This window comes from Sandarakinorhabdus limnophila DSM 17366, assembly GCF_945882885.1.
In the GTDB taxonomy this organism is placed as follows: domain Bacteria; phylum Pseudomonadota; class Alphaproteobacteria; order Sphingomonadales; family Sphingomonadaceae; genus Sandarakinorhabdus; species Sandarakinorhabdus limnophila_A.
This window is the reverse complement of sequence record NZ_CAMCWT010000012.1, coordinates 1-12,619: the sequence shown is the minus strand read 5'-3', so window position 1 is coordinate 12,619 and position 12,619 is coordinate 1. Positions and strand designations below refer to the sequence as shown.

The window sequence follows — 12,619 nt, the reverse complement described above, 5'->3', positions numbered from 1 at the left end:
GGGTGGTGCTCCCTCACTTGCCCGGTTGGGCGAACAGGCTGGCCGGTGCAGCCACATTGGCGCTGGCCTTGGCGATGATGACACGCTGGCGCTGGCTGGAGCCCTGCGGGCCGCTCTCGATCGACATCGGGAACATCACGCCGCCCACGGCTTCATAATCGCCTAGCTCGCTCTCGCTCACCTGCACGCCGCCGCGCAGCTTGCGGGTTTCGGTGATCTTCACTTCCAGCATGGAATCAGGATCGATCAGGTAGACGAACTCATCGCCATCCTTCTGCGCCACCTTCAGCTTGTAACAATTGGTGCCATCGAAATCCTCGCGGCCCAGATAGGTCACGGCGCTGCCATCGCTGCTGGCGGAAAGCAGCACGCCGGCAATCGGCGCGGCATCGGCAAAGCTGCGGGCTTCATCGTCGCTCATCGGTTCGGCGTCCTTGCGGCCTTCGAACGGATTGATGCGCCAGCCGCCGCCCTTGCCATCATAGGCCTGCACCAGCGCCAGCCCCTGCAACGCGGCATCCACCCGCACGGCGCCGCCGGAACGCACTTCGTTATAGGTCAGCTCGAAACCGCCGGGGAACACCAGCTTGCCGTCCAGGCTCACGGATTTCAGCGCGGCGAGCGCCGCACTGCCACCGCGGGCTGCGAGGTTCTTCGCCACCAGATCGGCGGCGGTGGGTTCGGCAGCGGGCTGGGCTTGGGCCGCCAGATAGGCAGTGCCGGCCAGCAACAACGCGGCCAACGCACGGGATGCGATTCGCATGAGCTTCCCCTTGGGATAGGATGACGATGCAGCATCGCTGCCGCAGCGCTAGTGTGTTGTCAAACCAATACTCTTGTGCGTTGCGGCAATTGCGGGCAATTCCAGCGTCATGGCTCATGATGACGTTCTGCGCTGGCTTGCTGCCCATGCTCCCGATGTGCCGGTGATCGTGCCGGGCGCGTCCACCGCTACGGTGGCCGAAGCCGCCGCAGCACTGGGCGTCGAGCCGGGGCGCATCGCGAAGACGCTGGCGATGCGGGTGAACGGCGAAGTGCTGCTGCTGGTCACGCGCGGCGATGCCAGGCTGGACAACAAGAAGGCGCGAGACTCACTCGGCGGCAAACCGCGGATGATGGATGCGGAAGAAACATTGGCGGTGACCGGCCATCCGGTGGGCGGCGTCTGCCCGTTCGGCCTGGCGACGAATGTGCCGGTGTGGGTTGATGTTTCCCTGCAAGGCTTTCCGACGGTGTTTCCGGCGGCCGGTTGCCGCGAGTCGTCCGTGGAGATCGCGCCTCAGCGCATGGCGGCCCTGGTGGCGCGGGGCTGGGTCGATGCCTGCGTGCTGCCGCCGCCCGTGTAAGGCCGCACCAGCGCTGCCACATCCACCCGCGCCTTCAGCCGGGCCGCCAGCAGATACATGCCGGCGATCTTGCGCTGGATGAACAAGATGTCGGGCGGCGGCGCGATGAAATTCTCGCGCTGGCCGATCAGGGACTGGGATTGGTCCTTCAGATTGCCCGCCAGCCCACCTGTGCCGAAATCGAACGGGCCATCCAGCCTGAGCGGCGCAAACCCGTCGCGGGCCATGGCCACGATGGTTTCGCTCATCGCCGCCGGCGCATTGGGCGGCAGGATGCCGATGCCCGCCATCGCGTCCAACAGCGCAGCATCATCGCCGACCAGCCCGGAGGCCAGCAGCGCGCGATATCCGTCGCTGATGTGATCCGGCACCACCCGCGCCGCGCCGAAGTCGAGCAGCACCAACCGGCCCGAGTTCAGATCATAGCGATAATTGGCGAAGTTGGGATCGGTCTGCATCACCCGCCAGTCGAACAGTTCGGCCATCAGGATGCGCAGCATCAGCGTCATCAGCCGGTCGCGTTCGGCCTGGGGCAGGGCGGCGGCCTTGTCGATGGCGACGCCTTTCACATGGCTCATCGCCAATATGGTCGGCCGCGACAGATCGGCGGCGAGCTGTGGCACCACCACATCCGGCCAATCGGCGGCAAGCGCGCCATAGCGAGCCAGCATCTGGCCTTCGCGGGCGTAGTCTGCCTCTTCGTGCAGCTGGCGCTTGGCTTCGTCCAGCAGCGGTTCCACCGCAAAACCCGCCGGCAGCAGGCCCGACAGCTTCACTAGCGTCGCCACATTGTCGACATCGGCATCAATGCTGGCCGCGACGCCAGGATACTGCACTTTGATCGCCAGATCGCGCCCATCCAGCGCCACCGCGCGGTGGACCTGGCCGATCGAGGCCGCCGCAATCGGCGCCATGTCGAACCGCTGGAACTGCGTCCGCCAGTCCGGCCCCCAGCCGGCCACCAGCACCTGTTCCAGCTGCTTTTCCGGCATCGGATCGGCTTCGGAGCGCAGGCGGGCGAGAATGTCGGACAATTCGCGCGGCAGCACCTCGCCGCCGTCCATCGAAATCAGCTGCCCCAGCTTCATCGCCGCGCCGCGCAGCCGCGCGAGTTCGTCGGCCAGGCGCTTGGCATTGGCGGGATTGAGCAGCAGGCTGGGCAGATCGGGCCGCTGACCCTTCAGCATCTCGCGCGCGCCGCCACCCAGCATATTGCCGGCGATGCCGCCAGCCAGCCGGCCAAAGCCCGCCAGACGCGACAGGCGGGAGGAAGGAACAGTGCGCGGGCAGGTGGGGAGCATGGCGCGTCAATGCCTTACAGCGTCCATCAGCGCCACTGCGGGCGATTGCCACCCCCCGAAACGCAAAACGGCAGGCTGAAAGCCTGCCGCCAATCCTCGCTGCTGAATGGTGACCCCTACGGGACTCGAACCCGTGTTTTCGCCGTGAAAGGGCGACGTCCTAGACCGCTAGACGAAGGGGCCAGCAGCGAGAGGCCGCCTGTTATTGGCCTCGGGCCTTGGCGTCAACCGCTTAAATGAAAAAAGCGTCTCAATCGGCAAATGCGGCGTCGTCCAGTTCCAGTTCCACCGCGTTGCCGCCTGTCCAATCGTCACGCTTCACCCTGCCAGCGATATGCACCGGGCGGCCGCGCGCGCCTTGCAGGGCCGCGCCATATTCACTGTCGCCCTGGCGCCAGGCCATCGCCTTGATGCGGCCGCCATCGGCGCCGGCAAGCTGCAAGCGCAGGTGATTTTCGCCCACGATGCGGCTGTCGACAATCTGGAACGGCCCGGCAGCGATGCGCGGGGCGGGCCAGCCTTGGCCATAAGGCCCACCGGTTTCGAGCACATCCACCAGGCCGGCGTTGAGCCCGCGCGGTGCGACGGCGGCGTCGATGGAGAGCGCGCGGTCAGCCGTGGCCGCCGTCACCGCATCGGCCAGCCGCTCGTTGAGGAACGCATCCAGCGCGGCAATGCCATCGGCGGCCACGGTCAGGCCGGCCGCCATCGCATGGCCGCCACCGGCCATCAGCAGGCCATGGTCCTTCGCGGCCAGAACGGCGGCGCCCAGATCGACGCCGGTGATGCTGCGGCCCGAACCCTTGGCGATGCCATCCTCGCCAATCGCGATCACGATCGCCGGGCGGTTCATCTTTTCTTTCAGGCGGCTGGCGACGATTCCGATCACGCCGGGGTGCCAGCCGGCACCAGACACCAATGTGCAGCCTGGCGAAGGCATTGCACCCGCTAGCGCCGCCTCTGTCACCGCCTGTTCGATGGCGCGGCGATCCTGGTTCAACCGGTCAAGCTCGGCAGCGATCTGTGCCGCTTCGCCGGCATCGTGGGTGGTGAGCAGTCGCACGCCCAGATCTGCCTGGCCAACGCGCCCGCCGGCATTCACCCGCGGCCCCAGCGCAAAGCCGAGGTCGCGCGACATCGGCGCCCGGCTGAGACGCGCTGCATCGCACAGCGCCGCAATGCCGATATTGGCCCGGCGGCCCATCACCTTCAGTCCTTGCGTGACAAACGCGCGATTCAGCCCCCTGAGCGACGCCACATCGGCCACGGTGCCCAGTGCGACCAGATCGATCAGTTCCATCAGATTGGGCTCGTCGCGGTTGGCAAACAGCCCGCGCGCCCTGAGCAGGCGATTGAGCGCCACGCACAGCAAAAACGCTACGCCCACCGCTGCCAGATGGCCATGCGCGGCCGCCTCGGGCACCTCGTCGAGCCGGTTGGGGTTCACCAGCGCCAGCGCCGGGGGCAGGGCGGTGCCGGCCTTGTGGTGATCGACCACGATCACATCCAGGCCAGCCGCGTTTGCCGCTTCCAGCGCCTCGAAACCTTGCGTGCCGCAATCCACAGTGATCACCAGATCAGCGCCCGCCTGTTTCAGCGTCACCAGCGCCTTTGCCGAGGGGCCATAGCCCTCCAGCAGCCGGTCCGGGATATAGTGGCCGACCTTGCCGCCGATGCCGCGCAGATAACGGATCATGACGGCGGTCGATGTCGCCCCGTCCACGTCATAATCGCCATAGACGATGACATGTTCGCCCGCCTTCACCGCATCGGCGATGCGTTCGGCTGCGCGTTCCATATCGGCAAAGATCGCCGGATCGGGCAACCAGTCGCGCAAGGTCGGGGTGGCGAGCCGGGTGAAGTCCTCCGCATCAGCACCGCGGGCGCGGAATAACTGGTGCAGCAACTCGTCGCCAGCGCGGCCGGTCAGCCCTTCACCGGGGGCAATCCCGCCGCGCCACGCCCAGCGCTGGCCGGTGAGGGACTGGGAGATGCCGAAAACAGCTTTGGTGTCCATGCACGCATCCATGCGGCGCAGCATGGGTTCAGGCAAGGGGCGGCCTTACGGGTGGCGATCGGCGCGATGTTCGCCGCTCACCCGGCGCACGGTGCCGGTGGATGCCCGCATCACGACGCTTTCGGTGGTGATGATGCCATCCTTGCGGCGCTTGACGCCCTTCAGTATCGAACCGTCGGTCACGCCGGTGGCCGCAAAGATGCAATCGCCCTTCGCCATGTCGGTCAGGCCATAGATGCGATCCAGATCAGTGATGCCCCAGCGGCGGGCGCGGCCACGCTCATCGTCGTTGCGGAACAACAGGCGGCCCTGCATCTGTCCGCCCACGCAGCGCAGCGCGGCTGCAGCCAGCACGCCTTCCGGTGCGCCGCCCGAACCCATGTACAGATCGATGCCGCTATCGGGGTTGGTGGTGGCAATCACGCCAGCCACGTCGCCATCGGGTATCAGCATGATGCCGCAGCCAATGCCGCGCAGTTCGGCAATCAGCGCTTCATGGCGCGGCCGGTCGAGCACGCAGATGATGATGTCGCTGGGCGGCACGCCCTTGGCGGCAGCCACGGCCTTCACATTTTCGGTTGGGCTTTTGGCCAGATCGATAACGCCGTCGGGATAGCCGGGGCCAACGGCGATCTTGTCCATGTACACGTCCGGCGCGTTGAGCAGCCCGCCTTCTTCGGCAATCGCCAGCACGGCCAGCGCGTTGGGGCCGGCCTTGGCGGTGATGGTGGTGCCTTCAAGTGGATCCAGCGCGATATCGATGCGCGGGCCGGTGCCGATGGCCTTGCCCACCTTTTCGCCGATGAACAGCATCGGCGCTTCGTCGCGCTCGCCTTCACCGATCACCACGGTGCCATCGAAATCCAGCATGTTGAGCGCGCCGCGCATCGCTTCCACGGCGGCAGCATCCGCGGCCTTCTCGTCGCCGCGCCCGATCATCTTGGATGCGCCAATGGCGGCATATTCGGTGACGCGCACCATTTCGAGAACGAGCACGCGATCAAGCGCCGTCGAAGGCTCTACTGGGCTTGAAGCCGTCATTTGTTTTTTTCCCACAGTCGAATCAAACGTGCTTCGCTTTACGCCCCGACGGGGCAGGGCGGAAGGCGTCAAAAATCGAGCCCGACGCGGAAGCGTCAGAAATCAAGGATGTGCATCATCACCGGCTGACCGCTCACCGCTGGCGAGGCCGCCATGCGAGCCAGACTGTCCAGCACATCGGCTTCGCGGGCTTCGTGCGTGACCATCACCACCATGGCATCGCCGTCGCTGGAGGTGCCGCGTTGCACCAGGCTTTCGATGGAAACACCGCTGTCGCGCAGGGCCGCTGTCAGCTCCGCCAGCACGCCGGCGCGATCCGCCACGGACAGGCGCAGATAATAACGCCCGCGCCGGTCTGCTGCGGGCGCGCGGGGCAGGGCGGCCAGATCAGCCACCGGCATCACGAACGGCGGGCGCACATCGCCGCAGGCGATATCGACCAGATCAGCCACCACGGCGCTGGCGGTTGGCCCTTCGCCGGCGCCGCGGCCCTGGAAGAACAGTCGGCCCACGAAATCGCCTTCCACCACCACGGCGTTCAGGCTGCCCATGGTGGTGGCAATCGGGTGATCGATCGGCACCAGCGCCGGGTGGACGCGCTGGAACAATTCGCCATTCTCGGCTTCGGCAAGGCCGACCAGCTTGATGCGGAAGCCCAGTGCCGCGGCCTGCGCGATATCGGCGGCGGCGACATTGCGGATGCCATGGCAGGCCACGCCGGCAAAATCGATGCGCGCGCCAAAGGCCAGCGCGGCGAGGATCGAAAGTTTGTGCGCGGTATCGACGCCGTCGATATCAAAGCTGGGATCGGCCTCGGCAAAACCCAGCGCCTGCGCATCGGCCAGCACGTCGGCAAAGCCCAGCCCTTCGGCTTCCATGCGCGACAGGATATAATTGCAGGTGCCGTTCATCAGGCCATAAACGCGGGTGATGCGGTTGGCGGCCGCGCCTTCGGCCAGGCCCTTGATCACCGGGATGCCGCCGGCCACCGCGGCCTCATACTTCAAGGGCAGGCCGGCTTTCTCGGCCGCTTCGGCCAGTTCCAGGCCGTGATGGGCCAGCATCGCCTTGTTGGCCGTCACCAGCGGCTTGCCTGCGCCCAGCGTGCGCCGCGCCAGCGTCAGCGCCGGTCCATCGCTGCCGCCGATCAGTTCCACCACCACATCGACATCGTCGCGGGTGGCCAGTTCGGCGGCATCATCCACCCAGGCGATGCCGTCCAGCGACACGCCGCGATCCCGGCTGCGATCGCGCGCTGAAACGGCAGTGACCACGATCGGCCGCCCAGCGCGCTTCGCCACCAGTTCAGCGTTGGCGGTGAGGATCTTCACCACCCCAGCGCCCACATTGCCCAGGCCTGCAATCCCGATCCGCAACGGCGTCACCATGGTTCAGGCTCCCGCGTTGGCGGAAGGCGTGTTGACGCCCATCGATTGCAGATATTTGCGAATGTTGCGGGCGGCCTGGCGCAGGCGCTGTTCATTTTCAACCAGTGCGATGCGCACGAAACCTTCGCCATCCTCGCCATATCCCACGCCCGGCGCCACGGCGACGCCGGCTTCGGTGAGCAATTGCTTGGAGAATTCCAGGCTGCCCAGATGCGCCAGCGCCGGCGGCAGTGGTGCCCAAGCAAACATGGATGCGCGCGGTGGCGGGATGTCCCACCCGGCGCGGCCAAAGGCTTCCACCATCACGTCGCGGCGGCGATGATACAGTTCGCGGTTCTGCTGCACGATATCCTGCGGGCCATTCAGCGCCGCCACGGCCGCCGCCTGGATCGGCGTGAAGGCGCCATAATCCAGGTAGGACTTCACTCGGGTCAGCGCCGAAATCAGCGTCTTGTTGCCCACCGCAAAGCCGATGCGCCAGCCGGCCATGCTGTAGGTCTTGCTCATCGACGTGAATTCGATCGCCACATCCTTGGCACCCGGCACCTGCAGGATGGACGGGGTGGGCACGCCATCGAAATAAATTTCCGAATAGGCCAGATCGGAAAGCACCCAGATATTATTCTTTTTCGCAAACGCCACGACGCGCTCATAAAAGGCCAGATCGGCGACCTCGGCAGTCGGGTTGCTGGGGTAACCCATCACCAGCACGCTCGGCCGCGGCACGGTAAACCGCACCGCCCGCTCCAGCGCCTCGAAATATTTCTCATCCGGCGTTGTCGGCACGCTGCGGATGGTCGCGCCGGCAATGATGAAGCCGAAGGTGTGGATGGGGTAAGACGGGTTGGGCGCCAGCACCACGTCACCGGGCGCGGTGATCGCCTGCGCCAGATTGGCCAAGCCCTCCTTGGAGCCCAGCGTGACAACTACCTCGGTTTCGGGATCAAGATCCACGCCGAACCGGCGGTCGTAATAGGCGCTCTGCGCGCGGCGCAGCCCGGCGATGCCCTTGGACGCGCTATATCCATGCGCATCCGGCTTGGCGGCCACTTCGGCCAGCTTGGCGATCACGTGCGGCGGCGGCGGCAGATCGGGATTGCCCATGCCCAGATCGATGATGTCGTCACCCCGGGCCCGCGCTGCGGCCCGCATGGCGTTCACTTCCGCGATCACATAGGGCGGCAAACGTTTGATGCGGTAAAAATCGTCCTGCATGGCTGCGTCCTTAGGCAACAGGTGGACAAAAGAAAAGCGGCGGAGGAACCATTTTGTTCCGCCGCCGCCGGTTGGAGAGTTCGAATGTTGCGAAACTCTCAGCTCGGCGGCGCTCCTGCGGCCACAGTTGCAGCTGCGGCGGCTGCAGATGCAGCGCCGGCAATTGCCGCAATGATGGTGGCACGATTGATCACAGGTGGAACGCCCTTACAGCCGGCACACGCCGTGCCAGCAAATTCGGCGTTAGCTGAAATGGCCGGCTTGGCAAAGCCCCGTCACAAGGGGCAAGGTGCGATATCAGGAGATCACCCCAATGACTGCCACGCCCGTACCGTCCGAATCCCCTACCGATCTTGGCGCCCGCCAGGTGCAAGCGCAGGAAAACTTTCAGAAATTCACCGATCTGATGGGGAAGGGCCAGCAGATGATGATGGAATTCTGGACGAAGGAACATGCCGCCACGCCGATGGTCACCGATCCGATGGGCTTCATGTCCGGCTGGCAAAAGGCGATCACCGCCCTGATGTCCGATCCGGCCCGCCTGATGGAGCAGCAGCAGAAGTACATGGCCGATGCCATGATGCTGTGGAAAAACTTCATCAGCCCCGATGCCGAAAAGCCGACGATCAAAGACAAACGCTTTGCGAACGAAGCCTGGTCGCAAAACCCCGCCTTCGATTTCCTGCGCCAATCCTATCTGCTCACCGCCAGCCACTTCATGGAAGCCGCCCACCAGCTTGACGGGCTGGAACCCGCCGAAAAGGCCAAGGCGCAATTCCTGATCAAACAGTTCGTGGACGCGATGAGCCCGTCCAACTTCGCGCTCACCAACCCCGAAGTGCTGAAAACCACGGCCGAAACCGGCGGCGCCAATCTGCTCAGGGGTCTCGAACATCTGCTTGGCGATCTACAAACCGGCCGCATGAAGATGACCGACGAAAACGCCTTCGAAGTCGGCCGCAACGTCGCCGTCACGCCGGGCAAGGTCGTCTTCCAGAACCGCCTGCTGCAGCTCATCCAGTACACGCCCACAACCGAAACCGTGTACGAAGTGCCGCTGGTGATCTACCCGCCGTGGATCAACAAATTCTACATCCTCGATCTCACCGCCGAAAAAAGCTTCATCCGCTGGGCCGTCGAACAGGGCATCACCGTGTTCGTCGCCAGCTGGAAAAATGCCGATGAAAGCATCGCCGATGCCACCATCGATACCTATGTCGAAGAAGGCATATTGCAAGGTGTCCGCGTGGCGCGCGAAATCTGCAACACCGAAGGCGCCCATGTCATCGGCTATTGCGTCGCCGGCACCACACTTGCCGCCACCATGGCCGTGCTCGAATCCCGCAACCAGGCCAGCCAGATCACCTCTGCCACCTTCTTCACCGCCCAGGTGGATTTTGCCGACGCCGGCCAACTGAAATTCTTCGTCGATGATCCCAGCGTCGAAACGCTGAACAAGCTGACGGAAGACAAACACGTGCTCGATGGCCGCTTCATGGCCACCACCTTCAATCTGCTGCGATCGAACGACCTGATCTGGAACTATGTCGTCAACAACTACATGCTGGGGAAAGACTATTTCCCCTTCGATCTGCTCTATTGGAATTCAGATGCCACCAACGTGCCGGCCAGATGGCACCAGCAGTATATCAAGGATCTGTATCGCGAAAACCTGATGGTCCAACCCGGCGCGCTCACCGTGTGCGGCGTGCCCATCGATCTGAAAACCGTGAAAACCCCCACCTTCATCCAGGCCGGCAAGGAAGATCATATCGCGCCGGCAAAATCGGCCTTCAAACTCACCAAGGCCTTCAGCGGCGAAACCCGCTTCGTGCTGGCCGGCAGTGGGCACATCGCCGGCGTCGTCAACCCCCCCTCTGCCATGAAATACCAGCACTGGATCGGTGACCCAACCGTCGCCACCCTCGACGATTTCATCGCCAGCGGCACGGAAACCAAAGGCAGCTGGTGGCCCCACTGGCTCACCTGGCTCACCCCGCGTTCGGGCAAACAGGTGAAACCACGCGTGCCGGGGGAGGGGCCCTATACGGCGATCGAGGACGCGCCGGGGGCGTATGTGAAAGAGCGGATTTAGTTAGATTTATAGTAGTTCTTTGTAGTGTGAGAACCCGTAGGGGTCTCCAACAAACTCTTTGTGAGTTTCACGAAATATGTCGCTCGATGAAAGTGCTTCTTCAACTCTTCCTGTCTGCAATAAGATGCAATATAGTGCAGCAGATCTCGCTTGACAATTTACAGAACGCTCTGGATTGAACTCGATATCTGTAAAGGCATCATATAGCGCTACTTCGTTTCTTAATCGAGCATCTTTGTGCAGCGCATTGATGTACACCCAATCATAGAACGCCGTTCGAGGGAGCAAAGGTCATTCCTCGCCAAAAAACGAAAAACCTGTCAGTTTCCCGGAGCTGGTCAATCGTGAGTCACGCTTTGCATTCTTGGGTTGTTCAAAAAATAAATCCCTAAAAGGACCTCCGTCTTCGAATCTCTTGCTGCCTTGAAATGCCGATTACACAGTAAGAATCCGACCCATTTTTGTAGTGAATAACAAATTAAACAAACAACTACAGACTGAAATGATTTAGATGAAACTTCAAGTGGATTTTTGGAAAAATCATTTCTCTTGATTGCGGCATGAAAATCTTGGATCGTTTTTTGTTTATGAGATATTGACATGCCAGAGTGCCACGAAAACTCTGCAAAGAGTTCCGCAACATGTGGCCGAGATTGGGCCCTCGGAACAAAATAGGGGCGATGGGCCATATTTAAAAAGTGAGATAACCGTCTGGAACCCGATCAGGAACGAGTATTTCAAACAGCTCGGCCTTCTTGCGTCGCGCTAGCACCTCCGGGTCTTTAGGGTCAGGATTCATAGCCAGAACAGGACGGTTGCGGCGAGAGCGACGGCTGACAGGAAGACGGTCGGGCACCTGTCGTAGCGTGTCGCAACACGCCTCCAGTCTTTGAGGCGACCGAACATGATCTCGATCCTGTTGCGGCTTTTGTATCGTCGTTTGTCGTATTTGACGGCCTTTGTGCGAGATTTTCTGCCCGGGATGCAGGGCGTAATCCCTTTCTCTTCAAGAGCATCGCGGAACCAGTCGGCGTCATAACCCCGGTCGCCCAGTAGCCACTGTGCTTTGGGCAGGCCGTCCAGTAACGCTGCTGCTCCTGTGTAATCGCTGACCTGCCCCGCCGTCATGAAGAAGCTGATCGGGCGGCCCCTCGCATCCGTCACAGCGTGCAGCTTGGTGTTCATGCCGCCTTTCGTGCGCCCGATCAGCCGCCCAGAACCCCCTTTTTTACCCGCAGGCTCGATGCCGTGCGGTGCGCTTTGAGATAGGTCGCATCGATCATGATCGTCTTGCGGTCAGCCCCCTTGGACGCCAGGCCATCCATCATCCGAGTGAACACGCCCTTGTCGCTCCATCGCTTCCAGCGGTTATAGAGCGTCTTTGCCGGACCATATTCTCGCGGCGCATCCCGCCACCGCAAGCCGTTGCGATTGACGAAGATAATGCCGCTCAGCACGCGGCTATCATCGACCCGCGGCCGGCCATGGCTCTTGGGAAAGATCGGCTGAAGCCGAGCCATTTGCTCGTCCGTCAGCCAAAAAAGATCGCTCACCATTCAGGCTCCTTGCGGAGCTTGAATCAGATCGCGCAAATTAGATCAATGGGTCCTGACCCTAGGTAGCGCTTAACCGGCATAGAGATCGAGCTGACCCAGCGAAGGTGCGGCCGGATCTAGTAGTCAAAACCTGACGCTTGGCTCCCGTGTTGATTGGCCCACGAACGACGAGAACTGGGACATTGCAGCCGTTCCTGCCGACGGCGCTGAATGTCGGCTTACTCCACTAACCGACGATCGAGCGTACACTCCGGAAGAATTTGTAGTGCCGAAGAAACTGCATCAATCGCCAAGCGCTGCTCCGATCGCATAAAATTTCCACATCAACAGCTACTAACCCCTTTTTTAGCGAGATATTTCCAGTCTTGGCCTATAAATTAGCCACTCGGGCGTGACGGCAAACCACGACGGGCAGGTATCGTGTCACGGATGTAACGAGGTAAGGCAAGATGATCATTGCCGCGATGGCAGGCCGGCTTTTTGCGGTTTCGTTGTGCCGGTTATTGATAGGCACTTTGGTCCTGCCACTTGCGGCCCTTGTTTCGGCAGACGCGCGGGCAAACGATGCAGGCAAGACAGTTCCGGTTCCAGCGCGGCTAGAAGTCCGGTTCGCCCCAAACTTCGACCCGGCTGGCACTGCCGGCATGGCAGTCGAGATGC

10 protein-coding genes and 1 tRNA gene are annotated in these 12,619 nt (G+C 62.6%); 3 read left to right on the top strand and 8 right to left on the bottom strand.

The features are described from left to right. Positions 1 to 13: 13 nt before the first annotated feature. Positions 14 to 763: a hypothetical protein gene (locus Q7O19_RS04140; RefSeq protein ID WP_303808837.1), complete on the bottom strand. Its 750-nt coding sequence runs from the start codon at positions 761 to 763 to the stop codon at positions 14 to 16. Positions 764 to 872: 109 nt separating this feature from the next. Here Q7O19_RS04140 and Q7O19_RS04135 point away from each other — a divergent pair, with 109 nt between their 5' ends. Further along, on the top strand, positions 873 to 1,346 hold the full coding sequence (locus Q7O19_RS04135) for a YbaK/EbsC family protein (protein WP_303808835.1): 474 nt from the start codon (positions 873 to 875) through the stop codon (positions 1,344 to 1,346). Here Q7O19_RS04135 and Q7O19_RS04130 read toward each other — a convergent pair. The 6 genes from Q7O19_RS04130 to Q7O19_RS04105 form a co-directional block, all read right to left on the bottom strand. Next, positions 1,280 to 2,647 (bottom strand): AarF/ABC1/UbiB kinase family protein, encoded by a 1,368-nt coding sequence (locus tag Q7O19_RS04130; RefSeq protein WP_303808833.1) that lies wholly within the window; start codon positions 2,645 to 2,647, stop codon positions 1,280 to 1,282. The genes Q7O19_RS04135 and Q7O19_RS04130 overlap by 67 nt on opposite strands. Positions 2,648 to 2,754: 107 nt before the next feature. Then, positions 2,755 to 2,830 (bottom strand) — tRNA-Glu (locus Q7O19_RS04125). 67 nt (positions 2,831 to 2,897) lie between these two features. Then, on the bottom strand, positions 2,898 to 4,664 hold the full coding sequence (gene recJ / locus Q7O19_RS04120) for a single-stranded-DNA-specific exonuclease RecJ (RefSeq protein WP_303808831.1): 1,767 nt from the start codon (positions 4,662 to 4,664) through the stop codon (positions 2,898 to 2,900). A gap of 45 nt (positions 4,665 to 4,709) precedes the next feature. Then, positions 4,710 to 5,705 carry a class II fructose-bisphosphatase gene (glpX, locus tag Q7O19_RS04115; RefSeq protein ID WP_303808829.1) on the bottom strand — a complete coding sequence of 332 codons (996 nt, stop codon included), beginning with the start codon at positions 5,703 to 5,705 and terminating at the stop codon, positions 4,710 to 4,712. 95 nt (positions 5,706 to 5,800) lie between these two features. Further along, positions 5,801 to 7,093 (bottom strand): homoserine dehydrogenase, encoded by a 1,293-nt coding sequence (locus tag Q7O19_RS04110; protein WP_303808827.1) that lies wholly within the window; start codon positions 7,091 to 7,093, stop codon positions 5,801 to 5,803. A 3-nt stretch (positions 7,094 to 7,096) separates the two neighbouring features. After that, the gene (locus Q7O19_RS04105; protein WP_303808826.1) at positions 7,097 to 8,308 is read right to left on the bottom strand and encodes an LL-diaminopimelate aminotransferase; all 1,212 of its coding nucleotides are present in this window, start codon (positions 8,306 to 8,308) and stop codon (positions 7,097 to 7,099) included. 313 nt (positions 8,309 to 8,621) lie between these two features. On the opposite strand from Q7O19_RS04105, the gene Q7O19_RS04100 reads away from it, so the two are divergent. Continuing rightward, the gene (locus Q7O19_RS04100; RefSeq protein ID WP_303808824.1) at positions 8,622 to 10,403 is read left to right on the top strand and encodes an alpha/beta hydrolase; all 1,782 of its coding nucleotides are present in this window, start codon (positions 8,622 to 8,624) and stop codon (positions 10,401 to 10,403) included. Positions 10,404 to 11,198: 795 nt separating this feature from the next. Here Q7O19_RS04100 and Q7O19_RS04095 read toward each other — a convergent pair. Next, positions 11,199 to 11,956, bottom strand: a protein-coding gene (locus Q7O19_RS04095) for an IS5 family transposase (protein ID WP_303808887.1) whose coding sequence is annotated in 2 segments (ribosomal slippage) — positions 11,199 to 11,635 and positions 11,635 to 11,956 — 759 coding nt in all. Because the reading frame shifts where the segments join, the coding sequence is not laid out codon by codon here. 452 nt (positions 11,957 to 12,408) lie between these two features. On the opposite strand from Q7O19_RS04095, the gene Q7O19_RS04090 reads away from it, so the two are divergent. Continuing rightward, positions 12,409 to 12,619, top strand: a 211-nt coding sequence (locus Q7O19_RS04090; protein ID WP_303808822.1) for a hypothetical protein, incomplete at its 3' end; no start/stop codon positions are given.

Bases quoted from the DNA above. Each gene is read 5' to 3' on its own strand.
- Q7O19_RS04140 (WP_303808837.1), bottom strand. From the start codon at position 763: ATGCGAATCGCATCCCGTGCGTTGGCCGCGTTGTTGCTGGCCGGCACT.
- Q7O19_RS04135 (WP_303808835.1), top strand. From the start codon at position 873: ATGGCTCATGATGACGTTCTGCGCTGGCTTGCTGCCCATGCTCCCGAT.
- Q7O19_RS04130 (WP_303808833.1), bottom strand. From the start codon at position 2,647: ATGCTCCCCACCTGCCCGCGCACTGTTCCTTCCTCCCGCCTGTCGCGT.
- recJ (WP_303808831.1), bottom strand. From the start codon at position 4,664: ATGGACACCAAAGCTGTTTTCGGCATCTCCCAGTCCCTCACCGGCCAG.
- glpX (WP_303808829.1), bottom strand. From the start codon at position 5,705: ATGACGGCTTCAAGCCCAGTAGAGCCTTCGACGGCGCTTGATCGCGTG.
- Q7O19_RS04110 (WP_303808827.1), bottom strand. From the start codon at position 7,093: ATGGTGACGCCGTTGCGGATCGGGATTGCAGGCCTGGGCAATGTGGGC.
- Q7O19_RS04105 (WP_303808826.1), bottom strand. From the start codon at position 8,308: ATGCAGGACGATTTTTACCGCATCAAACGTTTGCCGCCCTATGTGATC.
- Q7O19_RS04100 (WP_303808824.1), top strand. From the start codon at position 8,622: ATGACTGCCACGCCCGTACCGTCCGAATCCCCTACCGATCTTGGCGCC.